Genomic DNA, 24,675 nt, shown 5'->3' on the forward strand with positions numbered 1-24,675 from the left:
CGTTTTCCTAACCGGTCTCCCACCTTAAAAGCGGGAGAAATCATTGAAAAGTGCAAGCCCCATTAATAACACCAGTAATATAGCACCAATGCGATAACTGAAGTCTTGTACACGCTCGGAGACTGGCCCCCCCTTGATCTTTTCGATAACAAGGAAAAGCAAGTGTCCACCATCTAGTACAGGTAATGGGAACAAATTAATGATCCCAAGATTGACGCTAATCAGCGCCAAAAACATTAAATAATACACCAAGCCAGAATCAGCCGATACTCCGGCACCTTTGGCAATGGAAATCGGGCCACTCAGGTTATTCAATTTCAAGTCACCCACAATCAATTTGCCGATCATATTGACGGTCAGCTTCATTAATTGCCAAGTCTTGTCTCCTGCCTCATAAATGGCAGAAAAAGGTCCATATTGCTGAATAACCTTGTATTCATCCGCCAATGGAATAATTTTCAGTTCGGTGCCAGCGAAGCCCTCCTCACGGCCGTTGGATAATTTTCTGACTTCAGGAGTCAAGGACAAGGAGATCATTCTCCCTGCTCTCGCAACGTCCAATTTTAGAGGAACATTAGGATTCTTCCTGACAAAAGATGAAAAAGTGTGCCATACATCGACATCTTGATCGTTGACTTTAACGATCCTGTCCCCACTTTGTAAACCCGCTTTTTCAGCGGCTGAAGCAGGATAAACTTTTTCTACTTGCGAACTCACCCGCGGTACAACAGGCATAATTCCCAAAGACAGCAAAACATCCTGTCTGGACGGCTCAAAGGTCCATTTACTCAAATCCAGTGTTTTTTGCACATTATCAAGCGCATTCAGAGGCAAAACATCCATCGTGACCGATGTCGCCCCCACGTTACCTATCATGGCAAGACGCACTGAATTCCAGTCAGGAGTTTCGATACCATTAACGGCTTTTAGTTCCATTCCAGGCAAAATATTTGCCTGTGCCGCTATCGAGTTTGGCTTAACATCCAACACTACCGGACGAACAGATGGCACGCCAATCACAAAAACCAACCAATAAGCGATCACCGCCAGAATGAAGTTTGCAATTGGCCCAGCGCTGACGACTGCCGCGCGCTGGCCAATAGTTTTATTATTGAATGCCATATGACGACGTTCAGGAGCAACTTCTCCTACCCGCTCGTCGAGCATTTTGACATATCCACCAAGGGGGATAAGAGCGATAACGTATTCGGTTCCCTGTTTATCTGTACGACGCCAAAGCACCTTGCCAAATCCGATGGAAAAGCGTTCAACATAGATACCGCATCGTCTGGCAACCCAAAAATGACCAAACTCATGCACTGTGATGAGAACACCCAAAGCAACAATAAATGCAGCCAGATTCCAGAGAATATCCATTACGTACCTTCAGAGAGTAAATCCAGAAGAAATCAACATAACCAGTCCAGCAAACACTGGAACTGCCGCAGTTAGACTATCGATCCTATCCATGACACCGCCATGCCCCGGAATCAATTGACTACTGTCTTTGATCCCAGACTCCCGCTTGAACATACTTTCAGTTAAATCACCAAAGACCGAGGCAATTACCACTACCGCAGAAATCAGCAACAAATGTTCTGGCATCGCGGGGACAGGGGCAAATTTACCGAACAACCACGAAATCAGTGCAGCCGTTAATAACCCACCAACCAACCCCTCAAGTGTTTTGCCTGGGGATACTTTTGGGGCCATTTTATGTTTACCCATTGTACGGCCAAAAATATAAGCGCCTGAATCGGCAGCCCATACCAACAGCATGACGTACAGCAACCACCATGCGCCATCATAGGGACTATTTTCATAGCTCTGGGTACGCAATACCATCATCCCACAATAAAATGGCACGATAGTCATAACTCCGAATAGCAGACGCAAGGCAACCGACGATTTCCAGATGGCAGCAGAAGCCGGATAAGTCACCACCAATAAAATGGCAGCCACCCACCAAAGCATGCCAGCCCACAACAGGTATACAATTTGTGGTTTCTCAATGAGGTGAGAAAAATCTGACAAAGAACACTGCAAGACCAATAGCCCTACCGCAAATAACACAGCCAGCGTAATACGTTTAACTTGAGTGAAAAGACCTGCAAATTGCCCCCACTCCCATGCAGCAAGTGCTGAAACAGCAATGACAACCAACCCAAACCCTGCCGGAGGGAGGAAAAACAGCGCTACAATAACAAGTGGAATCAATATCAACGTAGTTAAAAGACGGTACTTCAGCAAGTTATCCTCCTATGATCCCACTTCGGCATCGTCTGGTGTTCCGCCAAATCGGCGTTCTCGTTTGGCAAAGGCATTAATCGCACCTTCAAAAACAGTTTCATCAAAATCAGGCCAAAGTATATCGGTAAAATACAATTCTGCATAAGCGATCTGCCATAGCAGGAAATTACTGATTCGATGTTCACCTCCAGTTCTAATCACCAGATCCACTTCAGGCTGCTGACTTAAATTGATGAAGTCATTAACTGTAGCTTCGGTAATCTCTTCGGGAGATAATTCATTGGCTTTAATCTTTTCAGCAATTTGTTTAAAACTCTGAACCAGATCCCAACGACCGCCATAGTTAGCAGCAATATTAAGCTGCAATCCGGTATTACCTGCTGTTAGTTCAACAGAACGGCGGATACGCTCCTGCAACCGTGAGCTAAAACGACTGATATCACCAATCACAGACAATTTCACATTGTGTTTATGCAGGTTCTTTACTTCATTATCGAGAGCAAAAACAAACAACTCCATCAATGAACTGACTTCCTGCTGTGGGCGATTCCAGTTTTCGCTGCTAAAAGCATATAGCGTCAGTGAATTAATATTATGTTTCACTGAAAAACTCACGGCACTTCGTACGGCTTTAATTCCTGCACGGTGGCCAAAGACTCTTAATTTGCCCCGTTTTTTTGCCCAGCGACCGTTACCATCCATAATGATGGCGACATGTCTGGGTAACGTTGGCAATGAGTCATTATCACTGGGAGATATCACTCAAAATAATCCTTAAATAACTAAGCTGACTTTTTGGTAAATTCAATCACTTCCAAACATGAAAAAGCCGTGTTACGTGTCAACAATTAGCACGGATAGCACGGCTATTTCAGGCACGACTGAATGAAGCCTTTAACCTGCGCTTATCTATGATTAGAATGCAAGCATCAGATAATTGAAATGGCTATTATAGCAACTGTAATTTACCCGCGAACTATATCATTTGCCAAAACGCAAACCTATACTTATTAATAAAACTTGCTATTTGGCAAAAGTGCTTATGGCTTCTTTCGCTAAGGTCCTGGCTATGTTATCGATTTCTAAGACCTCTTCGATACTTTGAGGTTCAGATAAATTTACTTTTTCAACGACCAACCGGTTGATTGTCGCAATATCTGTGAAACGGATTCCACCTTGCAAAAAAACATCTACGGTTTCTTCATTTGCAGCATTCAATGCCGTTGTTGCCGCCTGCCCCTGGTGACAAGCTTCAATCGCCAGTTTCAAACAAGGATAACGCTGATAATCCAGGGATTCAAAAGTGAGCATGTTCAATTCGGTAAAATCCAATGGCTTTGCCCCAGATGGAATACGATTAGGATAAGCCATCGCATAAGCAATTGGGGTACACATGTCCTGTGTTCCTAATTGTGCGATGATGCTGCCATCCTGATAACGAACCATCGAATGAATGACCGATTGGGGATGCAATAATACTTCCATTTCATCTGCGGACGCATTGAACAGGTAACGCGCTTCGATATATTCCAAGCCTTTGTTCATCATGGTAGCAGAATCCACCGAAATTTTACGTCCCATTGACCAGATAGGATGAGCACACGCTTCATCAGGAGTCACGTTAGGCAAATTCTCCAAAGGCGTCTTACGGAACGGCCCGCCCGATCCTGTGAGGATAATGCTGGAAATACCGTACTCTTTTAGATTTGCCTTGCCAAGATTATGCTGAACCCCTTCCGGCAGACTTTGGAAAATAGCATTATGTTCGCTATCAATTGGCAGCAATTGCGCTTTGTATTGGACAACCGCATCCATAAACAGACGGCCACTGGTAATCAAAGATTCTTTGTTAGCCAGCAGAACTTGTTTTCCCTGGCGGATAGCGGCCAAAGTCGGCAATAAACCTGCGACGCCAACAATAGCTGACATGACTTGATCGACGTCTTCCAATGCCGCTAAATCACAAATCGCGTCTTTACCAAACAGCACTTCGGTTTGGCTTCCCTGTACTTGTAATAACTGACGCAGAGCTTTTGCTGACGGCTCATCTGCCATTGCTGCATATTGAGGGCGGAATTCCAGACATTGCTGTGCCATGACTTCAATATTTTTCCCGGCAACCAGTGCAATGACACTGAATTTATCCGGGTTATTGCGGACAACAGAAAGCGTACTTTTCCCAATCGAACCCGTTGAGCCAAGAATAGTTAACCGTTTCATTTTAATACTCTAAGTATGCTACTGATATAAAATTGCAATGGAAAATCGCAACAGAAAATTGTCATAGTTTGAGCGGTGCAGATCGCTATGTCCATCGCTTGAGAAAGAAATGTGATACGAAGTGTAATATCCAGGATAAGAACAACGCCGCAAGAGCTGCGGCGTTGTATGCATGAAACGGCAATTAGAAATCCATCAACTCAGTTTCTTTATTTGCCAGCGCTTCATCAATTTTCTTAATGAAGCTGTCAGTCAGTTTCTGAATTTCATCTTGTGAACGACGTTCTTCATCTTCACTAATTTCTTTGTCTTTCAGCAGTGTTTTGACCTTATCGTTCGCATCACGGCGAATGTTACGAATGGAGACACGGCCCTGTTCCGCTTCTCCACGAACAACTTTAATGAGATCCTTACGACGCTCTTCTGTCAGTGGTGGCAATGGAACACGAATAATGGTTCCGGCAGAAGAGGGGTTCAGTCCCAGATCAGAAGCCATAATGGCTTTTTCAACTGCCGCGGTCATAGAGCGATCAAATACCGTGATCGCCAAAGTGCGGGCATCTTCTGCAACAACGTTTGCAATCTGACGCAGTGGAGTCGCAGCGCCATAATATTCAACGCTGATGCCATCCAACAGGCTAGGAGAAGCACGGCCAGTACGAACCTTGCTAATTTGATTTTTCAGTGCTTCGACGCTTTTTTCCATGCGGTCTTGTGCGTCTTTCTTGATTTCATTAATCACGTTACAAACCCTTGGGAGATGGTTATTTTTTAGGCTACATTGCGTAAATCATAGATAAGTGAACCGAATACGCTACGACATATGTAGCCCTGTGTCATTAAATTTGGCGCATCAGGATGCTGATCATACCGTCAAATTTCACCAATGTCTCTGAGCACGAACTGTGAAAAATCAGCCGTGAGAAATCAACGTACCTTCACTTTCTCCCATCACAACACGACGAAGTGCGCCTGGTTTGTTCATATTAAAGACACGAATTGGCAGGTTATGGTCACGAGCCAGCGTAAAGGCCGCCAGATCCATCACTTTCAATTCACGCTCCAATACTTCCTGATAAGTGAGCTTATTGTAGAGAACGGCTTCAGGATCTTTTGCAGGATCAGCAGAATAAACGCCATCAACTTTGGTTGCTTTTAACACAACATCCGCTTCGATTTCAATACCACGCAGACATGCAGCGGAATCGGTTGTAAAGAACGGATTGCCAGTACCCGCAGAGAAAATAACAACACGACCGTGGCGCAGTAAGCTTATCGCTTCAGCCCAGCTATAATTATCACACACGCCATTCAGTGGGATGGCCGACATCAAACGAGCGTTCACATAGGCGCGGTGCAAGGCATCACGCATTGCCAGACCATTCATCACAGTCGCCAACATGCCCATGTGGTCACCGACTACACGGTTCATTCCTGCCTCTGCCAAACCGGCACCACGAAACAGGTTACCGCCTCCAATAACGACACCGACCTGAATACCCAGCTCAACCAGTTCTTTGATTTCCTGAGCCATACGGTCTAAGACACTGGCGTCGATACCAAAACCTTCTGCACCTTGCAGGGCTTCTCCACTGAGCTTAAGCAGGATTTTCTGATATACGGGTTTTGCATTGGTTGCCATGGTGTTCAGTCCTAAGCAGATAAGGATATTGGGGATCTATTAAGATTTACTCAACTACTACACATCCACGCGATAACGCCCAGATGTAAAAATTCATCATAAGATAAAACAGAACCGCCAATCGGCGGCTCCGTTCAAGAAAATTAAGACTGTTTGCTCATTGCAGCAACTTCTGCTGCGAAATCAGCTTCAACTTTCTCAATACCTTCACCAACTTCGAAGCGGATGAAGTTGATAACCTTAGCATTGTTTTCTTTCAGCAGATCGCCAACAGATTTGCTTGGGTCCATCACGAAGTTCTGACCAGTCAGAGAGATTTCGCCGGTGAATTTGTTCATACGGCCAGAAACCATTTTCTCTGCGATTTCGCGAGGCTTACCAGACTGCATTGCGATTTCCAACTGGATCTGGTGCTCACGCTCAACAACATCAGCAGGAACGTCAGTTGGGTTCACGTATTCTGGCTTGCTTGCCGCAACGTGCATTGCGATGTGTTTGATAAGCTCTTCGTTGGCGCCTTCCGCAGCCACCAGAACACCGATACGGGAACCGTGCAGGTAAGAACCCACCGCTTCACCTTCCAGAATAGCAACGCGACGAATGTTGATGTTTTCACCAATTTTCGCAACCAGGCCAGTACGCTGTTCTTCGAACTTCGCTTTCAGTGCATCGATGTCAGCGTTTTTGTCTGCCATAACAGAAGTGATAACTTCTTTGCCGAAAGCCAGGAAGCCAGAGTCTTTAGCAACGAAGTCAGTTTCACAGTTCAGTTCAACGATAGCTGCGAATTTAGCATCAGCCGCAACTTCAACCAGAATAACACCTTCAGCAGCAACACGGCCTGCTTTTTTAGCCGCTTTTGCCTGACCTGATTTACGCATGTTATCGATCGCCAGTTCGATATCACCATTTGCTTCAACCAGTGCTTTTTTACATTCCATCATGCCTGCGCCAGTACGCTCACGCAGTTCTTTTACCAGAGCAGCGGTAATGTCAGCCATTTGTTTTATTCCTCGATGTGTCTCGCGGGAAGATAATATTCCGCGTGGAAAGTTCTATATCAGATAATAGTTCTATATCAGATAGGTAAAGGGGGCCATAACAGGCCCCCTAACCAATATATTTCAATACCTGGTCAATAAGGGCTCAAACAAAATGAGCAGGCCTTATTATTCAGCGTCTACAAGACCTTCTTCAGCCTGAACAGCCAGATCTTGAGAACGACCTTCACGAACAGCGGTAGCAGCCGCAGTCAGGTACAGTTTAACTGCACGGATTGCGTCGTCGTTACCAGGGATGATGAAGTCAACGCCATCTGGATCAGAGTTGGTATCAACGATAGCGAATACAGGGATACCCAGGTTGTTTGCTTCTTTGATAGCAATGTGTTCGTGTTCAGCGTCGATAACAAACAGCGCATCAGGCAGGCCGCCCATGTCTTTGATACCGCCCAGGCTGTTTTCCAGTTTGCCAAGCTCACGAGAACGCATCAGCGCTTCTTTTTTAGTCAGCTTGTCAAAAGTACCGTCCTGAGACTGAACTTCCAGATCTTTCAAACGCTTGATTGACTGACGAACAGTTTTCCAGTTAGTCAGCATACCACCCAACCAGCGGTGGTTAACGAAGTATTGGTCACAGCTCAATGCTGCTTCTTTTACTGCTTCGCTGGCAGCACGCTTGGTGCCAACAAACAGAATTTTACCTTTACGGGAAGCGATTTTGTTCAGCTCTGCCAAAGCATTGTTGAACATTGGAACAGTTTTTTCCAGGTTGATGATATGAACTTTGTTACGAGCACCAAAGATGAAAGGTTTCATTTTTGGGTTCCAGTAACGAGTCTGGTGACCGAAGTGAACGCCCGCTTGCAGCATATCGCGCATGGAAACAGTTGCCATTTTAGACCTCTATAAAGTTAATTGGGGTTATGCCTCCACAGATCCCATGACACCGACTCCTTGACTGCGGGTGATTCATATCAATGAGTTAACCGCATAAGAGCACCCCGGTGTATGTGCCGATCCGTGTGTGTTATTTACACATAATGAGTTTATTTAGTATCCTCAGCAAATTGCATCACATCAGAAACAATTACACAGAATACCGGCGCGCTTTATACCATAAACCACCACCAGACTCCAACATTTGTTACAGATACGTTTGTTACAGCTATGTTTATTACGGCGACTAATGCGGGTTATATTGGCATCCATTCGGTGGGCTGATACCATTACCGACAATACTTTCCTTAATTAATATCAAGTAGTCGGTAATTTTCCGACTTAAATGGACCCATTACATGGCTATTTCTATCAAAACAGAAGAAGACATTCAGAAAATGCGGGTTGCCGGACGTCTGGCTGCCGAAGTTCTGGAAATGATTGAGCCTTATGTCAAGGCTGGCGTCACTACAGGTGAACTTGATCGTATCTGCCACCAGCACATTACCGAAAAACAACAGGCCATCTCGGCTTGTCTGGGTTACCACGGCTTTCCTAAATCCGTGTGCATCTCCGTCAATGACGTGGTTTGCCACGGCATTCCAAGCGATGATAAGACACTGAAAGAAGGTGATATCGTCAATATTGACGTGACAGTCATCAAAGATGAGTTCCACGGTGATACGTCTAAAATGTTTATTGTCGGCAAGCCCACCATTCAAGGTGAGCGCCTGTGTCGTGTAACGCAGGAAAGCTTGTACCTTGCCCTGAAAATGGTTAAACCCGGCATCCGTCTGCGTACCATCGGCAAGGCAATTCAGCAGTTTGTCGAAAGTCACGATTATTCTGTTGTCCGCGAATACTGCGGTCACGGTATCGGCAGAGGCTTCCACGAAGAACCGCATGTTCTGCATTATGATGCTGATGATGGCGGCGTGGTATTGCAAAAAGGCATGGCATTCACCATTGAGCCAATGGTCAACGCGGGTGATTTTCGTATTCGCTCCATGAAAGATGGCTGGACAGTTAAAACCAAAGATCGCGGTTGGTCTGCACAGTACGAACATACTATTGTCGTTACCGATAATGGTTGTGAAATCATGACATGGCGCCAAGAAGAAGAAGCGCATATCTCAGCGGTATTAGTGAACGCATAATTGCCAGCTAACGCAATTTATTAAACTTAATCAACAAGCTCCCTGCTAGCTTCAACTGCCGGGGAGCTTTTATCGCGGTGAATAACCCCTGTTCATCCTATTATTTTCTCAGTAATCTGGTCATCATGAGTTTTCTCACGATAGGTTTCTGCATATGCCGGTTGATATCTCTTTAGCGCAAGCCCCCGTTCCGCCTCTTTCTCCTGTGGAGTTTTCCCACGATGATCTGCAATTCCCCGCCCTTAAACAGAATATTGATGAATTCCAGCTCTGGCTTGAACACGCATTCAAGGCAGGGATCTCAGCGGATGCTCTGATTTACACCCGCAGTGACTATATTGATCAACTTTTAAAACGATTATGGCAGGAACAGGGATTTGATCAGATCGATTCTTTTTCCCTGATTGCGGTTGGTGGTTATGGCCGCCGCGAATTACATCCTCTCTCTGACATTGACCTATTGATTTTGAGCGAATCGCCATTGACTGAAGTGCAATCAACTCGCCTTGGACAGTTAATTGCCCTGCTGTGGGATATTCGTCTTGAAGTCGGCCACAGTGTCAGGACATTCGAGGAGTGCCAGCAAAAAGGGCTTTCCGATCCCACTATCGCGACTAACCTCATTGAATCCCGCTTAATTTGTGGAGATTTATCTCTCTTTCTGCGCATGCAGAAATATATTTTCAGTGATGATTTCTGGCCATCCACTCAATTTTTCGCAGCTAAAATTGCTGAACAAAAAGAACGCCACCGACGCTATCACAGCACCAGTTACAATCTGGAGCCTGACATTAAAAGCAGCCCAGGTGGCCTACGCGATATTCACACGTTACTTTGGGTCGCTCATCGCCATTTTGGTGCCACCTCCTTAGATGAAATGGTCAATTTTGGTTTCCTGACCCAAGAGGAACGCAATGAATTGAACGAATGTCAGAATTTTCTCTGGCGTATCCGTTTTGCGCTTCATTTGGTTGTTACCCGTTACGATAACCGGTTGCTGTTCGAATACCAATTTAGTGTCGCCCAGCTGCTCGGCTATGAAGGGGAAAGAAATCAGCCGGTCGAGCAAATGATGAAAGATTTCTATCGCATGACTCGCCGTGTCAGTGAGCTAAATAACATGCTGCTGCAACTGTTTAACGAAGCCATTTTGACCTTGCTGCCCAATGAAAAACCGCGCTTCCTGAACACTGAGTTTCAATTACGGGGAAACCTTATCGATCTCATTGATGAAACGCTATTTAGCCGTGATCCTACTTCAATATTGAGAATGTTTTATCACATGGCTGAACATCGTAAAATTGAGGGGATCTATTCCACAACATTGCGCCAACTGCGTTATGCCCGTAGAAATCTGACCGCTCCGTTGTGTGAACATCCCAAAGCACGAAAAATTTTCATGGATATTCTGCGCCATCCCCACGCAGTTACAGGTGCATTACTCCCAATGCACCTTCATAGCGTCTTAGGGGCTTATATGCCTTTTTGGAGCAATATTGTCGGCCAGATGCAATTTGACCTTTTTCATGCTTATACCGTTGACGAACACACCATCCGCGTACTGCAAAAACTGGAAAGTTTTGCTGATGAAAATAACCGTGTGATCCACCCTCTGTGTGTTGAACTTTACCCGCATATTCCTCAACCAGAGCTATTACGGCTGGCCGCTTTTTTCCATGATATTGCCAAAGGGCGCAATGGCGATCATTCTGAACTTGGTGCTAAAGATGCCTTCACATTCGCACGACAGCATGGTTTGACAAACCACGAAGCTGGATTAGTGGAATGGCTGGTTCGCGATCATCTGCTGATGTCAGTGACTGCACAACGTCGGGATATTCAAGATCCAGAAGTCATCCAGCAATTTGCCAGCCAGGTTAAAAACCAAAACCGTCTTAATTACTTAGTCTGCCTGACCGTTGCTGATATTTGTGCTACCAACGCTAAACTCTGGAACAGCTGGAAACAGAGCCTGATACGTGAACTTTATTTCGCCACTGAAACCCAATTGCGCCAGGGGATTCAAAATACCCCTGATTTACGGGAACGTATCCGTCACAATCGCTTACAAGCATTAGCCCTTCTGCGCCAGGAAAATATCGACGAACAGCGCTTACACAATATCTGGAGCCGTTGCCATGCGGATTATTTCCTGCGCCATACTCCCGACCAATTAGCGTGGCATGCCAGCCATTTAATCCATCACTCCCCTCTGGAACCCATGGTTTTGATCAGCACCGCCTTTTCTCACGGTGGTACAGAAATTTTTATTTGGTGCCAAGACCGGCCTTCGCTTTTTGCGGCTGTTGTTGGGGAATTGGACAAACGTAATTTAAGTGTCCATGATGCTCAAATCTTCACTAATCGTGATGAAATGGCGATGGATACCTTTGTTGTTTTAGATCCTAATGGTCATCCACTGGCGTTTGATCGTCACGAACCTATCCGCCGTGCCTTATTGAAAGTCATGAACGATCCACATCCTAAAGTCCCAAAGGCACGCAATTTGCCTGCCAAGTTACGCCATTTTAATGTCCCAACCAAAGTTAACTTTTTACCGACAAAAAATGCTCGCCGTACTTATATGGAATTAGTTGCATTGGATCAGCCTGGATTATTGGCACGGGTAGGCAATATTTTCGCCGAATTGGGTGTTTCCTTACATGGCGCTCGCATTACGACTATTGGCGAACGTGTGGAAGACTTTTTTGTATTAGCAGATAAAGATCAAAACGCATTACATAAAAAAATCAGGGATGAACTATCAGAAAGGTTGACAGAGGCTCTCAACACACGAGATAAACTATAACAAGATTCTCTTAACAAAAATTAGGAACCGCATACTTATGCAGCAATTACAAACGATTATCGAAAATGCATTTGAAGATCGCGTTAATATCACCCCAACTACCGTTGATGGCACAACCCGCGATGCCATTAATCAGGTTATTCAAATGCTGGACAGTGGCAAACTGCGTGTCGCTGAAAAAATCGACGGCGAGTGGGTCACTCATCAATGGCTGAAAAAAGCGGTATTGCTTTCCTTCCGCATTAATGACAATCAGGTGATGGAAGGTGCTGAAAGTCGCTATTTCGACAAAGTGCCGATGAAATTCGCTGACTATGATCAGGCTCGTTTCGAAAAAGAAGGATTCCGTGTCGTACCCCCTGCGGCTGTCCGTCAAGGGGCTTATATTGCTCGCAATACCGTACTGATGCCATCTTACGTCAACCTCGGTGCTTACGTGGATGAAGGCACAATGGTCGATACCTGGGCGACAGTCGGCTCCTGTGCACAGATCGGTAAAAATGTTCACTTATCCGGCGGAGTGGGCATTGGCGGTGTTCTGGAGCCATTACAGGCCAACCCAACCATCATTGAAGACAACTGCTTTATCGGTGCACGTTCTGAGATTGTAGAAGGCGTTATCGTAGAAGAAGGCTCCGTGATCTCAATGGGTGTTTACATCGGCCAAAGCACCAAAATCTATGATCGCGAAACCGGCGAAATCCATTATGGCCGCGTACCAGCGGGTTCTGTCGTTGTCTCCGGTAATCTTCCGTCAAAAGATGGCAGCTACAGCCTGTATTGTGCTGTTATTGTGAAAAAGGTTGATGCCAAAACCCGTGGCAAAGTGGGTATTAATGAACTGCTGAGAAATATTGACTAACGGTATAAACTTTCTATTTCATAAACAGTTAATAAGTTCACAGAATTACCGAGCGGCTATATATTATATAAATATATAGCCGCTTCACTATCGATCCGGAGAAAACAATTTTTCGTCTATAGAAGATAACTTATTGAAACAATTCTATTGAATAGGTAACTCGTTTTTAGAAATGATTGCCAATCTATTTTGGTAGTGTTCAGGATCTCCCCATAACCAAATTTCTTGACTGCTAACATCATTTTGGGTCAGAATTTTGTGCAACTCACCAGAAATCATGTCATAAACAACTTCTTTAGAGACATCATTAATTAAGGCTAGCTCAAAATGAGACTGACTAATCCACTCCCCCAATCGGCCGTCGACACGAACCATACGATAGCCAGGAGAAAATACTAACCCTCTTATCTGATTTGTAATATCTGTTCCGCCCATTAATGAAATATAGAGGGCATGATTATCTGAGCCTTCGTTCAAATGAGCAAAGACTGCATTAATCTTTTCAGGATCCACCAATTTTTTTGGCATGTCTTCCTCTCAGCTCTACTCATCTAAATGGACAATATATACCAATCTAACTTCAAGATGCGTGTGATTTCATATCATGTTGTAAATTGCAACTTGAAGTTTAATGCGTATAGTTACCAAATTGATAAATATCTCTTGACATGATATTAGTTTGATTAAATCTTAAGCTCAATAAGAAAACATGTTACTTTATTGTCCTCTTGTTGTTCTACTTTTCTACTGAAAACTAACCTGTTTCGATTAGTATTTCCTCAATCCCCATTAACCATTTGACTTTTAACGATTACGAAATGGATAATAAATCCACTATTTTTAGCCTTTCCATTTCATTTAGATGACTAGGTGGCGCGTTATGTACGATAACTTGAAAAGTTTGGGGATCACACATCCTGAAGATATTGATCGCTATAGCCTCCGTCAGGAAGCGAATAACGACATTCTGAAGATTTATTTCCGCAAGGACAAAGGCGAATTTTTCGCCAAAAGCGTTAAATTTAAGTATCCACGCCAGTTAAAGACCATCTCTGACGCCCACTCTAGCCAGGGTTACAAAGAAGTCAAAGAGATCAACACCAACCTACGTTATGTCATTGAAGAATTAGATCAGATCTGCAAACGTGATCAGATAGAAGTGGATTTGCAACGCAAAATCCTCGACGACTTACGCCATCTCGAACATGTCGTTGCGAATAAGATTGCAGAAATTGAAGCAGATTTGGAAAAGCTGGCCCGTAAGTAATTATGTCAGTTTGTCATACACCGCTTATCCTCCCCAATTTTCGAACCCGATAAAGGTATATACCAATCTAACTTCAATATCGTGTGATTTCTCCCCGTGAAGCAGGGGAGAAATCAGGTTTCATATCGTGTTGTCAATTGCAACTTGAAGTTTAATGCGTATAAGCGGTGTAATAGACCATTTCCTACAACAAAGTCCCCCACTCCTCAATCCAATCTTGGGCAAAGACTTCAGGTTCAACAACCTCAATTGCATCAATCAACAGTACCTCGCCGATTCGTTTGGCTTCCTGTTCCTGTAACAGTTCATCAAAAGTACGGCCACCACCACAGAAAGAGTCATAACTGCTGTCACCTAACGCAATCACGCCGTAACTCAAATCGGGCTGATAGCCCAACTTATCATTTAATTCTGTATAGAGTGGCTGGATATTGTCAGGCAGATCACCTTGCCCTGTTGTCGAAGTGACCACTAAAACAACCTGTTGCAAATACTCTTGCCATTGTTCTAAGGTTGCATCTTCAAAAACCGTAACCTTATGCCCCTGCTGCTCAAGTATCTGCTGTGCTTCTTCTGCAACCGCTAACGCATTGCCATAAACTGTACCAACGAAAACACCAATCTTTGCCATAGATATTGATCTCTTTAATCAGTTTGATACTGCGTTCATTCATGAATAGTCAAACATTCCAGATCAGGTACAATACCCTGCCAGCCAAATTGCTCAATCAAATGCTGCCATGATTGCTCCCAACGCGCAGTGAGGAGAAGGCGCTCTCCTGTCACGGGATGTTTGAGTTGAAGGCAGCTGGCATGTAGCATTAACCTGCCAGTCTGATAATATTTAGCAACTCCTCGATTTTGTCGCAAATCGCCGTGCGTAGTGTCCCCAATGATCGGATGTCGAATATGTGCCATATGCCGCCGCAATTGATGCTTACGACCCGTTTTTGGCATCAGCTCCAACAGACTAAAGCGAGATGTTGGATAACGCCCTATCTCAACCGGACACTCTACTTTTGCCAACGAACGATAATAAGTAACGGCGGGTTGTGCTGCTCTATCTGTATCAGCAAATTTATCCGCAATTTTATCCAACTGTTCCATTAGGGCATAGTCGATAATATCATCACCTTCAACATAACCCCGCACAACTGCGTGATATGTTTTTTGTATATCGTGGCATTCAAATTGTTGTGCAAGTGTCCTGGCTACTTCACTTGAAAGCGCCATCAATAGAACACCTGATGTTGGCCTATCCAGACGATGGACAGGGAAAACATGCTGTCCAATTTGATCACGCAATGTCTGCATCACAAAAACAGTTTCATGGCGCGCCAGCCAACTTCGGTGAACCAACCATCCGGCAGGCTTATTAACTGCAACAATATGTTTATCCTGATAAATAATCTCCAGCATATCAGGCATCCTGCGTAAACAGATTGTCCAATGCCCGTAAGAGCTCAAGTAAAGGAAAAAAACGCTCTACTTCTTCTTTATACACTTCTTCAAAATACGGGGCGATGGTAAATGCCGTCGGCAAACTGGCTTCTTGTTCTATCAAGGCGCGCATCCTTGGAATTAATACCCACTGGAGCCACTCCCCTGCTGACATGGTATCAATGGAAAAAGGTTCGATACTTTCGAAGGCTTCTGGTTTAGGCGGATAACTTTGCCATATCCCCACCGTTTTCATAGTAGCTTCAATTAATTGCAGTTTATGTAGAATTTGTTTCTCGATACTCATGATGTTTCGTCTGATGCTTGTCTGTTGCTCAGATGACAAAAACTGTCACCGTGTCATTGGGAGGTAAGAGTATCATTGATACGATTTCAGCGGAAAAGTTACGGCAGGAAAAATGGCGGTAATAGTTAAAGCAAGTAGTTAAGGCAATACAAGTGAAGTAAGAGGAGAGATATTCTCTCTCCTCTTGAGTGGCTGTCATAGCAATCCTGCTACATGGGGGGCTTCCTGCTAATTTCCCTGACAAAATACATCCCTGTCAGTTATCCTTTATGCAATCATTATACTGATAGTTTTTAGCGTTCCTGCCTGTACCTAGTCATCCTTGTACCATCTTCCCGATGGATTTATCCCTGGTTATTGTTTTGCAGTGGTTCCTTCCGGAACAATGAAAGGATCTACGATCCAGACTCTTGAAACAAGCCACTAAATCAAAATCGTAAGCAATATGAAAAATTCACATTGAGATAAAATTACACATGTTATTGATATAGAATAAAAATAATTTCAATGAATAATATTCACGTCATGATTAGAAGAAATATCTCACGTAAAATGTGAGATATCTCTTACAAAAAAGCCAATCAATATCTGCAATCAATCGCACACAACGGGATTGATAACCGAAAGGAAACTTGCCAAATCTGCGGATAGAACTTTCCGCTCATGGCTGCCAAACTGTTCAAGCATCACTTGCCCTGTCAAATTACACACAGAAATCAATCCCATATCGGAATCAGTCGTCCCAATAAAGGCGGTAGGTGAAAGCTTTAACCGCTTCTGTGTCACAAGATGACCAATCAGATTTTCCTGCAAGCGAATAAAATCATCTTCACTCCATACCTGAATCAGGCTGAAATTTTGTCCGGCAAAACTGGCTGTCATATCACCTGCAAACTGCATCACATAGTAATCATGGATAGCGTCCTGCAAACGGATCTCCAGTGCAGTTTCTACCTTGCTAAGTTTTTCTTGGGCAGAAAACGATCGTGGCAACCAATACACCACACCATCTCCCGTGCGCTCGATACAGGGTGAAGGTATGCCATACAACTCACTGCTGGCTGGCGGAAACCCTGTTTTCTCTTGCCATAATTCAACATAACGTCGGGTAAAGTCAGAGAGCGCCTCTGTCACATTAAAGGTCATATGATTATATCATCCCTATTTTCAAGCTTATACGCGTTACTTTTCAAGTTGCTCATTATAAGACAACAATGTGCATCTTGAAGTGAGATAGGTATATAAGCGTGATGTTACCATCTTCATGAAAAAACGTTGATATAGCCTAATTCTTTTTAAATAGGTTTTCATAATACTGAGAGTATCAGATGTTGGAGTTCCTTACCCCGCGCGCCGCGCGGGGTAAGGAATACTCCTATATTTTGAAACGCTATTTAAAAGGCTTAAATATATTCCAATCAATTATTGGATACATCATAGTTTTATATTCTATAACAAATAATATCCACCTAAAAATACAAACCATAAAACATTAAATATCAGATATATTTTCACATTCACTGATACATAATAGCAACCAGCTATTCAAATGATAATTTCTTCAAAAAAATTTAATAACTAGTAGATTGACCGTTGAATTTATATTCAAACATCATCTCCTAGAAACTGAAAAATAAGGAAATAGAATATGTCATCCAAAGAATCAATTAAACAAGAAGATATTGACTTACAAAAACAGATAATTAATGAAATAGAATTTAACTTATCCAACTTTCCCAAAGATGTAACCTGGAAAACCATTAACTTTAAGAATTGGTCTGGAGAAATTAGTGCCAATAATATGCCATGCTGTGTACCAAAAACGGTTGAAGAAGTCATTTCCGTTGCCAATTGGGCATGGAAAGAAAATTATAAATTAAGACCTATTGGGCAATCACATAATTGGTCTCCACTTATATTGGGATCAGAGAAAAATCCCAAAGATAATATTATGTTAATGGATCTTTCTACTCATTTAACCCATGTTAATATCGAGCATCGTGCCCAATTTTCTATAGTGACTGCACAACCTGGCGTATTGATGGAAACATTAATGACCCAAATGGAAGAACAGGGCCTGGGCTTTACTGCTACACCTGCTCCTGGTGATTTAACACTCGGCGCGGTTCTCGCAATAAACGGGCATGGAACTGCCATTAAAGCCGTTGACGAAATCCCACTTCCTGGACACACATTTGGTTCTCTGAGTAACACGATATTGTCCTTGTCTGTTGTTGTATGGGATAAAGAAAGTCAGCAATATACGGTTAAACGTTTTGAACGCAATGAACCTGATTGTGCACCGCTACTCACGCATATTGGCTGCGCCCTAATTTTAGAAGTGCAATTTCAGGCGGGTAAAAATCAACGCCTTCGGTGTCAAAGTTTTACCGATATCCCTGCGGATGAGTTATTTTCCCTGCCAGAAAACGCGAAAGAAAAGCGGACGTTTAGTTATTTTCTGGATCAAAGTGGTCGAGCTGAAATCATTTTATTTCCCTTTACAAAGAAGCCATGGCTAAAAGTCTGGAGTGTGGCACCAACCAAACCAGCCACCAGCATCGAGGTAACAACGCCTTATAACTATCCATTTTCCGACAATATTTCATTAAATTTATCAGATATCGTGGAGGATGCGGTTATTATATTCCCGCTTATAACGCCTTTAATGAGTCAAATACAATATCAGCATGTGCATGATTCTTTGCAAAATAAGGGAAAAGATATCTGGGGTTGGAGTAAGAACCTGCTGTTATATGTCAAGCCAACCACATTGCGTGTTACAGCAAATGGTTATGCGATATTGACACAACGTACTCACATCCAGCTTGTAATGAACAAATTTTATACCCAATGGGGGGCACTCATACAACAATATGAAGAACAACTAAGATATCCCATCAATAGTCCTCTTGAAGTGAGGGTAACGGGATTAGATGATCCTGCTGAAGTCATGGTAACAGGAGCAACGGTTCCCAGTTTATCCGCCATTCGTCCCCGTTTAGATCATCCAGAATGGGATGTGGCTGTTTGGATTGACGTTTTGACTTTTCCAAAAACCCCTGATGCTATTGAATTTTTTCGCCAATTTGAACAATGGCTATTCAACGAATTTGACGGTTCTTATGCCTCTGCTCGTGTTGAATGGAGTAAAGGCTGGGCTTATGGTTCTAAGACTGCATGGGAAGATGAAGAGATATTAACCAAAACAATCCCAACTTCATTAACTGACGGCTTGCCTGCTGATAACAACTGGGCTTCAGCAGTTTCAGCATTACAAAAGTACGATCCGCATCACATATTTAGGTCGCCATTATTGGATAGGTTGTTCCCTGATTAACAAAACCCTAAGTAACGGAACAGTGCAGGCTTTCTATCTTATAACGAGCCTGCATCATAAATAGTGTCTATCTATGTATATGAACGATTGGCTGCGATATGTATTTCATAGCTTTCACACTCTTGATCTATACTATTGCCCCTTTTGTAACACATAAAAAACACAATGGAACGCTTTCTCGAAAATACAATGTACGCCTCCCGCTGGCTACTTGCACCGGTTTATTTCGGTTTATCATTGGCATTATTTGCTCTTGCGGTTAAGTTCTTTCTGGAAATCATGCACATCCTGCCGGATATTCTCTACATTACGGAATCCAACCTAATCCTGACGTTGCTTTCCCTGATTGATATGGCGCTGGTTGGCGGGTTGCTGGTCATGGTGATGTTTTCTGGCTATGAAAACTTTGTTTCAAGCCTGGATATCCACGAAAGCAAAGAGAAATTAAGCTGGTTGGGTAAAATGGATGCGACCTCACTCAAAAATAAAGTTGCCGCTTCAATTGTCGCCATTTCCTCCATTCATTTGCTGCGCGTCTTTATGGACGCCAGAAATGTGCCGGACAATAAACTTATGTGGTATGTCATTATTCACCTCACCTTTGTTTTGTCCGCATTTGTGATGGGATATCTGGATAAACTTACGCGCCACAATCATTAGACGATCAAACAGTAGAAAACAAGCAAACCAACAATTATCGCCCTGATGCCAGTTGAACCCAACCGGCTGGCATTACGGAATTCGCCTCTTCGATGAACTTCCTTTCACGGATTCTTTGAGCAGTTTTTCAATAAACCTATCCACGACCATTTCAACGACATCACTTCTGGTTGTCTCCAGACGATTAGCCAAACTATCAATTTTTCTGATAACAGACATTCTTAAGGAAAGAGAAACCGGCTTTTTTTTCTCTTTATCAAGAAAAACATGGCTGGTGGCTTCTTCAGATTTGCAACTGAGATGTTGAGCAAGGAGTTCTTCAATCCTTCTCACATCTTTTCTGGTCAGGCTTCCTTTATCAACTAACTGATAAGTATTACCCATTTTGCTAAACCGGATATTCGCACAGTAAAGATCCCTCAGTTCCCGCAATGCACGTGTTAACGTTGGCTCCGAACAATTCAATTCCCTAATGATCCTAACCTTACTAACCGGTTTACCATGTGAAAGTAATACCGTTAATTTGAAATTTCTAAATTGTTTGGGACTAAGTAGCATTTTTTATTACCAAGTCAGGGATAAAAAACCCCCAAGCTCTATACTGTTAACTACAAAATAACTTTCAGCATAGCCACTATCACAGGTAAATCAATATCAAAACGAATTAAAAGCCTTAGCTATACGCATTAAACTTCAAGTTGCAATTTACGACACGATATGAAACCTGATTTCTTCCCACTTCGCGGGGAGAAATCACACGCATCTTGAAGTTAGATTGGTATATATTTTCGACCGTTTAAGATCCTATGCTACCTTGGGTTCTATACCATAATGTGCTGCCCGCTCAAGAATATTCACTGCCCAGCGTTGATGGGTGGCCGGTTCACACATCACTCCCTGCGATTTGAAAACGGCTTTATTGGCCTTGAGAATAGTCAGCGCCTCAGCATGATCATGAGCATTAACCATGAGCGCTCGTTGGATGCATTTAATTTGCCTTGGGTGTATGGCCGTTTTTCCCACCAGACCGTGAGCAATATCCAATTCCAGCTCTTTCTCCAGTAATCTCAAATCATCAATATGCTCACAAACCGGTGCAGTCAGGGCAAATCCCCGCGCAACAAAAACGGCAACCAACATTTTAATGACATATCCCATCGGCCCATCATACAGGGTGAAATTACGGGAGCGCCGCAGGGACATGACATTCATCAGATCATTACCACCAATACGCAAGGCAATAATACGATCCTTGCAAGGGTGTTGTTTGAGAATGTCCGCAAGCTGATTCATTTTCTGAACATCAAACACCTCTGCACTCTCCAGTGTTGGCATAATGCACAGATGAGTTGAATCAATAACATTCCACCAGCCTGACAACGAGGCATGGGTAAATTTAGGCAAAACCAATCCATCAATAACACTGAGATTGACATTGGCAACCAGATACTCCGCCATCCTTTCATCACGCGGACGGATAAACATCAGGGGACGATGATGGTTGATATTGGAAGAAGAGTTATCCACTTCTGCCAATGTTTGCATAACCTCTCGGAGATTTTCGAGAGCAACGGGAATATCCTGCTCACTGACAGCATCTTCCAGACAAATAACCAGCGAGCGCAGATCAGGGATCTTATTCTGTAACACAATTTCTGTAATATCCTGGCGGGTAGCTGGCATATACAGAGTGGCGCCGAGTCGATGCGGAGAAGGGGTTGGTTTCATCACACTACCTTCTTAATAATAGTTACGGCACGGTATTGACCAATGAGATCATCGACTTCCGTAATAACAACATTTTTCTGACGTGCCAAATGAACCAATAAGCCAACATCAGGATCACTCTGGGAACGCACGAGCACATGGTCTGGCACTCGTCGTAATACTGCACGAGTTGCTTCTGCAATGCCAGGTTTAATACGGTTAATACTGTCAATCTGGTATTTTTCAGCAAGACTGGAAATCACCGTTTTGCTTAATTGCCGCAACGCGGTTTTTTCCTGCGGCAACCAAACTGCTTCAGGGATAGCAACCCCATCTAATTGATTACGACAATCAGCGACAGTGTCTACTAATAAACGGCTGCACTCAAACTTGATCAGGTGATCACACTGCACACAACCGTGCAACCCTTCTTCATGCCAGATCGAACGCGATATCAATCCCGATACCGGCGCTCCCATAATACCGAAAGGAATCAACCAATCATCATCGCTGGCTGCCAGCCACGAGCAGCCACAAGGATCAGCCAATACCACCAGACGTGGAATACCTGCATAACCAACCCGCCCCGCCAAAGATCGCGACAGTTCTGTGGTAATCGCGCCTTTGCCCGTCCAGCCATCAACAAATACCACGCCATCCGTTCCATGTTTCTGCTCAATATACGATAGCGCTGTATGATCAATACCACGATCCCGAATAATGCTGATGCCATAATGATAAGAGCGTTTGCCCATTTCCCTGAGCGTTTGATGCAACATCACCCCCAAAGGAACGCCAGCCCTGACCAAACTGACCAATATAATCGGCGTATCACCAAAACGGGATACCAGAGCTTTGGCGAGCATCACAACTTCCGTCGCCAACCGAACAGCCCCTTGTCCAAGTGCTTTATCAAACAGTTCAAGGTGATAAGACGTAGGCTCTGGCTCCTGACTTAACATATCCGAATAGTGACGAGCGCCAGATTGGATCAACTGCTCCTTAATATCCACAGGTGTCATCTCAATTTGAACTGGCTTTAGCAGAAATTGAACATCATCAGAAGCATAACTCCCAGAGAAAGGGGGAAAGCTATTCATTATTTACAGCTCCAAATAAGGCAGCCATTAATGTGTCAGCAAACTGGCTTTGCTGAGGCATACCAAACCAATCACACAGTTGCATAAAACGGTGATCGCTCAGACTGTCTCCCAGGCCGATAACTGGGAAAATACCTCGCTCCGCACGAAGCCTTTGCAAAAGGTGATGAGTTGCCAGTCCCTTATCAACACACTTTGGCAGCACAGTGAGATTGTTATTGTTTTGATGGAAATAAAAGTTTTGATGAAAATGACTTTCTTGGGCCAAAGCTTCAGCCAGTATATTAAGCTGGTTCAACCTATCGTGATCGCGGTGTTTGATGATCAGGAAAACAGGTACATCCTCGTACTCATAGTCAATACGTACCCAGGCATCGATACCATAAGATGCCACCAAACGCTGGCTCAGACGTTCCAATTCACATAATTTATCCCGATATAACAACAGTTCTGGCAATAGGCACGATTGCCAAAGCTCATCAACAGCACCTTCTGGTGTGAGGATCACCGCACCGTGCGAAACAATACGCCAGGAACGGAAAGGGATCTGTACACGGCTTAACTGTTCTGTATTTCTGGCGGTGACTGGAATAACCTCGGCATGAGCCAGCAACCAATCCACTAACATAGACTGTTTTTCAGTCATATAACTGTGGGGAAAACATTTTCGATCCAACGCACCCACGCGAAAAGATATTTCTTTCAGCTTACGGCGAGATTGAAATAGCGTGTCATCCAGATCAGTCAAAAATACAGGCTTAGTCATATCCAACGATCTCGACAACCGGAGAAACACAGGCAAGCTGTGCCATTAACGCCGGATCAACGGACATTTTGGGCGTTTCAAGGCAGAGTAATACCCGATCAAATTTCTGGTGCGCAACATTGTAGAGAAAATTGGGGATGCCAAGTCCGTAATTATCCGTAAAAGCCATCACAGATTGGATAGCATGACCGCAAGAAATGGGAGAACGAGTTGTCGAACCAAATACCACTGATGCCCCTTCCTGCTCAAGCCGTTCAGCCAGCAGGAACGGCTGCCAGACAAATTCACCGGAACCTAATACCAGCACGTTTTCGCCTGCTTTGACATTGATTGCTGCGCCAATGTCACATTGGATCTCATCCAACCCCAACCGTCCCCAGCTCTGTTGACCGATGATATTGATTTTTCCCTTGGCCGTAACATTGACTTGAGGCATCACCGGTGCTGGAGCAAAGATATCTGCTTCCCACTGCCAATTACCCTCGATCAGGGAAACCTCAGAAACGGGTAATGGGCTGCGTTTCACAACCGATTTGCCACTCCAATCCGTCAATGTCACGGTGACAATATGTTCAATATGCTCAAGCCCTGCATGGCGCAGTGCCTCCAGCAAATTAAGGAACGTGTTACCCGTCGTTGCTTCATCATCAATCAGAACCAGAGTTCGGGCATTTGTCACCCGTTGACGCAATCGGCTCTCTGTTGGCCAATAAATCAGATGATCTGTCGCATGACTGTGATTTTCCTTAAACTCACACAATAAATCGCCATCAACCGGATGGCGTGTCGAAGTCAGAAATACCGGCTTATTGGCTTTGTGTTTCGTTTCCTGGAATACCCCCGCCGCTAGCCCGACAGCGGTTTCTGCCATGCCAATATAGAGAACCGGACCAGAAAGATGAGCAGGGAACCGTGCAGATAATTGCTGATATACCGAACGCATGATCGATGGCTTAACCGGAATATGGCGCCCCAAGACTTTACTGACAAACAGGAATGCTCTTTTGGGATTACGGCGTTCAGCAATATCAAACAGGGTGTTCAGACATGCTGTGCCACGCGATGCCGTCACCGTCAATGTCCCGCTGTTTAATTTTTTTTGGTAAACCTGCTCCTGGAAAACAGGTTTTTCATCAGCTGGTTTTTTATAAACATCGGTATCGCTCAACACTGTCATGGAGATGCCTTTTCAAAAAAACTCAGCCGAAACC

General features: G+C 44.0%; 25 protein-coding genes. 6 read left to right on the plus strand and 19 right to left on the minus strand.

Annotated features, from left to right (window positions below; translation table 11 throughout):
- Window positions 1-24 precede the first annotated feature (24 nt).
- From rseP to rpsB, 8 genes are all read right to left on the minus strand, one after another.
- Complete coding sequence (gene rseP / locus WDV75_RS17330; RefSeq protein WP_189759675.1) at window positions 25-1,377, minus strand: sigma E protease regulator RseP; 1,353 nt, start codon at window positions 1,375-1,377, stop codon at window positions 25-27.
- A gap of 9 nt (window positions 1,378-1,386) precedes the next feature.
- On the minus strand, window positions 1,387-2,250 hold the full coding sequence (gene cdsA, locus WDV75_RS17335) for a phosphatidate cytidylyltransferase (protein ID WP_189759674.1): 864 nt from the start codon (window positions 2,248-2,250) through the stop codon (window positions 1,387-1,389).
- Window positions 2,251-2,259: 9 nt separating this feature from the next.
- Window positions 2,260-2,952: a polyprenyl diphosphate synthase gene (uppS, locus tag WDV75_RS17340; RefSeq protein WP_338805352.1), complete on the minus strand. Its 693-nt coding sequence runs from the start codon at window positions 2,950-2,952 to the stop codon at window positions 2,260-2,262.
- Window positions 2,953-3,273: 321 nt separating this feature from the next.
- Entirely contained in the window at window positions 3,274-4,470 is a 1,197-nt protein-coding gene (ispC, locus tag WDV75_RS17345) for a 1-deoxy-D-xylulose-5-phosphate reductoisomerase (RefSeq protein WP_273558579.1), read from the minus strand.
- A gap of 184 nt (window positions 4,471-4,654) precedes the next feature.
- Window positions 4,655-5,212 (minus strand): ribosome recycling factor, encoded by a 558-nt coding sequence (gene frr / locus WDV75_RS17350; RefSeq protein ID WP_189759672.1) that lies wholly within the window; start codon window positions 5,210-5,212, stop codon window positions 4,655-4,657.
- Window positions 5,213-5,383: 171 nt separating this feature from the next.
- Window positions 5,384-6,112 carry a UMP kinase gene (pyrH, locus tag WDV75_RS17355; RefSeq protein ID WP_099133484.1) on the minus strand — a complete coding sequence of 243 codons (729 nt, stop codon included), beginning with the start codon at window positions 6,110-6,112 and terminating at the stop codon, window positions 5,384-5,386.
- 143 nt (window positions 6,113-6,255) lie between these two features.
- Window positions 6,256-7,113, minus strand: a complete 858-nt coding sequence (tsf, locus tag WDV75_RS17360) for a translation elongation factor Ts (RefSeq protein WP_189759670.1) — start codon at window positions 7,111-7,113, stop codon at window positions 6,256-6,258.
- Between the two features lie 168 nt (window positions 7,114-7,281).
- Window positions 7,282-8,007: a 30S ribosomal protein S2 gene (rpsB, locus tag WDV75_RS17365; RefSeq protein ID WP_189759669.1), complete on the minus strand. Its 726-nt coding sequence runs from the start codon at window positions 8,005-8,007 to the stop codon at window positions 7,282-7,284.
- A gap of 401 nt (window positions 8,008-8,408) precedes the next feature.
- On the opposite strand from rpsB, the gene map reads away from it, so the two are divergent.
- From map to dapD, 3 genes are all read left to right on the plus strand, one after another.
- On the plus strand, window positions 8,409-9,206 hold the full coding sequence (map, locus tag WDV75_RS17370; RefSeq protein WP_189759668.1) for a type I methionyl aminopeptidase: 798 nt from the start codon (window positions 8,409-8,411) through the stop codon (window positions 9,204-9,206).
- A gap of 154 nt (window positions 9,207-9,360) precedes the next feature.
- Window positions 9,361-12,015: a bifunctional uridylyltransferase/uridylyl-removing protein GlnD gene (gene glnD / locus WDV75_RS17375; protein WP_273558582.1), complete on the plus strand. Its 2,655-nt coding sequence runs from the start codon at window positions 9,361-9,363 to the stop codon at window positions 12,013-12,015.
- A 37-nt stretch (window positions 12,016-12,052) separates the two neighbouring features.
- A complete protein-coding gene (gene dapD / locus WDV75_RS17380) occupies window positions 12,053-12,877 on the plus strand; it encodes a 2,3,4,5-tetrahydropyridine-2,6-dicarboxylate N-succinyltransferase (protein ID WP_273558584.1) in 825 nt (274 codons plus the stop codon).
- Between the two features lie 144 nt (window positions 12,878-13,021).
- On the opposite strand, the gene WDV75_RS17385 is transcribed toward dapD, so the two are convergent.
- Window positions 13,022-13,405: a hypothetical protein gene (locus tag WDV75_RS17385; protein WP_273558586.1), complete on the minus strand. Its 384-nt coding sequence runs from the start codon at window positions 13,403-13,405 to the stop codon at window positions 13,022-13,024.
- A 352-nt stretch (window positions 13,406-13,757) separates the two neighbouring features.
- Between WDV75_RS17385 and WDV75_RS17390 the strand changes: the two genes are divergently transcribed.
- Complete coding sequence (locus WDV75_RS17390; protein WP_047769036.1) at window positions 13,758-14,144, plus strand: DUF3461 family protein; 387 nt, start codon at window positions 13,758-13,760, stop codon at window positions 14,142-14,144.
- Window positions 14,145-14,328: 184 nt separating this feature from the next.
- Here the strand turns inward: WDV75_RS17390 and WDV75_RS17395 are convergent, their stop codons facing one another.
- The 5 genes from WDV75_RS17395 to syd all read right to left on the minus strand — a co-directional run bounded on the left by WDV75_RS17395 (window position 14,329) and on the right by syd (window position 17,037).
- Window positions 14,329-14,775 (minus strand): flavodoxin, encoded by a 447-nt coding sequence (locus tag WDV75_RS17395; RefSeq protein ID WP_273558589.1) that lies wholly within the window; start codon window positions 14,773-14,775, stop codon window positions 14,329-14,331.
- Between the two features lie 35 nt (window positions 14,776-14,810).
- A complete protein-coding gene (gene truC / locus WDV75_RS17400) occupies window positions 14,811-15,563 on the minus strand; it encodes a tRNA pseudouridine(65) synthase TruC (RefSeq protein ID WP_273558591.1) in 753 nt (250 codons plus the stop codon).
- 1 nt (window position 15,564) lies between these two features.
- Entirely contained in the window at window positions 15,565-15,891 is a 327-nt protein-coding gene (locus WDV75_RS17405; protein ID WP_273558593.1) for a YqcC family protein, read from the minus strand.
- A gap of 28 nt (window positions 15,892-15,919) precedes the next feature.
- Entirely contained in the window at window positions 15,920-16,090 is a 171-nt protein-coding gene (locus tag WDV75_RS17410; RefSeq protein ID WP_273558595.1) for a hypothetical protein, read from the minus strand.
- Window positions 16,091-16,485: 395 nt separating this feature from the next.
- Window positions 16,486-17,037, minus strand: coding sequence for a SecY-interacting protein (syd, locus tag WDV75_RS17415; protein ID WP_273558597.1), 552 nt, complete (start codon window positions 17,035-17,037; stop codon window positions 16,486-16,488).
- Window positions 17,038-17,539: 502 nt separating this feature from the next.
- On the opposite strand from syd, the gene WDV75_RS17420 reads away from it, so the two are divergent.
- Complete coding sequence (locus tag WDV75_RS17420; RefSeq protein ID WP_273558599.1) at window positions 17,540-19,231, plus strand: cholesterol oxidase substrate-binding domain-containing protein; 1,692 nt, start codon at window positions 17,540-17,542, stop codon at window positions 19,229-19,231.
- 165 nt (window positions 19,232-19,396) lie between these two features.
- Window positions 19,397-19,891, plus strand: a complete 495-nt coding sequence (locus tag WDV75_RS17425; RefSeq protein ID WP_189758765.1) for a TIGR00645 family protein — start codon at window positions 19,397-19,399, stop codon at window positions 19,889-19,891.
- 72 nt (window positions 19,892-19,963) lie between these two features.
- On the opposite strand, the gene WDV75_RS17430 is transcribed toward WDV75_RS17425, so the two are convergent.
- The 5 genes from WDV75_RS17430 to WDV75_RS17450 form a co-directional block, all read right to left on the minus strand.
- A complete protein-coding gene (locus WDV75_RS17430; RefSeq protein WP_273558602.1) occupies window positions 19,964-20,449 on the minus strand; it encodes a tellurium resistance protein TerW in 486 nt (161 codons plus the stop codon).
- Between the two features lie 246 nt (window positions 20,450-20,695).
- Window positions 20,696-21,619, minus strand: a complete 924-nt coding sequence (locus tag WDV75_RS17435; RefSeq protein ID WP_273558685.1) for an HpcH/HpaI aldolase/citrate lyase family protein — start codon at window positions 21,617-21,619, stop codon at window positions 20,696-20,698.
- A complete protein-coding gene (locus tag WDV75_RS17440; RefSeq protein ID WP_273558604.1) occupies window positions 21,619-22,698 on the minus strand; it encodes a cysteine protease StiP family protein in 1,080 nt (359 codons plus the stop codon). The genes WDV75_RS17435 and WDV75_RS17440 overlap by 1 nt, the downstream gene beginning before the upstream one ends.
- The gene (locus tag WDV75_RS17445; RefSeq protein WP_273558606.1) at window positions 22,691-23,464 is read right to left on the minus strand and encodes a hypothetical protein; all 774 of its coding nucleotides are present in this window, start codon (window positions 23,462-23,464) and stop codon (window positions 22,691-22,693) included. The genes WDV75_RS17440 and WDV75_RS17445 overlap by 8 nt, the downstream gene beginning before the upstream one ends.
- Complete coding sequence (locus WDV75_RS17450; RefSeq protein WP_273558608.1) at window positions 23,457-24,641, minus strand: phosphoribosyltransferase domain-containing protein; 1,185 nt, start codon at window positions 24,639-24,641, stop codon at window positions 23,457-23,459. Before WDV75_RS17450 ends, WDV75_RS17445 begins: the two co-directional genes overlap by 8 nt.
- Between the last annotated feature and the right edge of the window lie 34 nt (window positions 24,642-24,675).

This window comes from Xenorhabdus griffiniae (assembly GCF_037265215.1).
GTDB classification, from domain to species: Bacteria; Pseudomonadota; Gammaproteobacteria; order Enterobacterales; family Enterobacteriaceae; genus Xenorhabdus; species Xenorhabdus griffiniae.

Bases quoted from the DNA above. Each gene is read 5' to 3' on its own strand.
- rseP (WP_189759675.1), bottom strand. From the start codon at position 1,377: ATGGATATTCTCTGGAATCTGGCTGCATTTATTGTTGCTTTGGGTGTT.
- uppS (WP_338805352.1), bottom strand. From the start codon at position 2,952: ATGGATGGTAACGGTCGCTGGGCAAAAAAACGGGGCAAATTAAGAGTC.
- ispC (WP_273558579.1), bottom strand. From the start codon at position 4,470: ATGAAACGGTTAACTATTCTTGGCTCAACGGGTTCGATTGGGAAAAGT.
- pyrH (WP_099133484.1), bottom strand. From the start codon at position 6,112: ATGGCAACCAATGCAAAACCCGTATATCAGAAAATCCTGCTTAAGCTC.
- tsf (WP_189759670.1), bottom strand. From the start codon at position 7,113: ATGGCTGACATTACCGCTGCTCTGGTAAAAGAACTGCGTGAGCGTACT.
- rpsB (WP_189759669.1), bottom strand. From the start codon at position 8,007: ATGGCAACTGTTTCCATGCGCGATATGCTGCAAGCGGGCGTTCACTTC.
- map (WP_189759668.1), top strand. From the start codon at position 8,409: ATGGCTATTTCTATCAAAACAGAAGAAGACATTCAGAAAATGCGGGTT.
- glnD (WP_273558582.1), top strand. From the start codon at position 9,361: ATGCCGGTTGATATCTCTTTAGCGCAAGCCCCCGTTCCGCCTCTTTCT.
- dapD (WP_273558584.1), top strand. From the start codon at position 12,053: ATGCAGCAATTACAAACGATTATCGAAAATGCATTTGAAGATCGCGTT.
- WDV75_RS17385 (WP_273558586.1), bottom strand. From the start codon at position 13,405: ATGCCAAAAAAATTGGTGGATCCTGAAAAGATTAATGCAGTCTTTGCT.
- WDV75_RS17390 (WP_047769036.1), top strand. From the start codon at position 13,758: ATGTACGATAACTTGAAAAGTTTGGGGATCACACATCCTGAAGATATT.
- WDV75_RS17395 (WP_273558589.1), bottom strand. From the start codon at position 14,775: ATGGCAAAGATTGGTGTTTTCGTTGGTACAGTTTATGGCAATGCGTTA.
- truC (WP_273558591.1), bottom strand. From the start codon at position 15,563: ATGCTGGAGATTATTTATCAGGATAAACATATTGTTGCAGTTAATAAG.
- WDV75_RS17405 (WP_273558593.1), bottom strand. From the start codon at position 15,891: ATGAGTATCGAGAAACAAATTCTACATAAACTGCAATTAATTGAAGCT.
- WDV75_RS17410 (WP_273558595.1), bottom strand. From the start codon at position 16,090: ATGACAGCCACTCAAGAGGAGAGAGAATATCTCTCCTCTTACTTCACT.
- syd (WP_273558597.1), bottom strand. From the start codon at position 17,037: ATGACCTTTAATGTGACAGAGGCGCTCTCTGACTTTACCCGACGTTAT.
- WDV75_RS17420 (WP_273558599.1), top strand. From the start codon at position 17,540: ATGTCATCCAAAGAATCAATTAAACAAGAAGATATTGACTTACAAAAA.
- WDV75_RS17425 (WP_189758765.1), top strand. From the start codon at position 19,397: ATGGAACGCTTTCTCGAAAATACAATGTACGCCTCCCGCTGGCTACTT.
- WDV75_RS17430 (WP_273558602.1), bottom strand. From the start codon at position 20,449: ATGCTACTTAGTCCCAAACAATTTAGAAATTTCAAATTAACGGTATTA.
- WDV75_RS17435 (WP_273558685.1), bottom strand. From the start codon at position 21,619: ATGAAACCAACCCCTTCTCCGCATCGACTCGGCGCCACTCTGTATATG.
- WDV75_RS17440 (WP_273558604.1), bottom strand. From the start codon at position 22,698: ATGAATAGCTTTCCCCCTTTCTCTGGGAGTTATGCTTCTGATGATGTT.
- WDV75_RS17445 (WP_273558606.1), bottom strand. From the start codon at position 23,464: ATGACTAAGCCTGTATTTTTGACTGATCTGGATGACACGCTATTTCAA.
- WDV75_RS17450 (WP_273558608.1), bottom strand. From the start codon at position 24,641: ATGACAGTGTTGAGCGATACCGATGTTTATAAAAAACCAGCTGATGAA.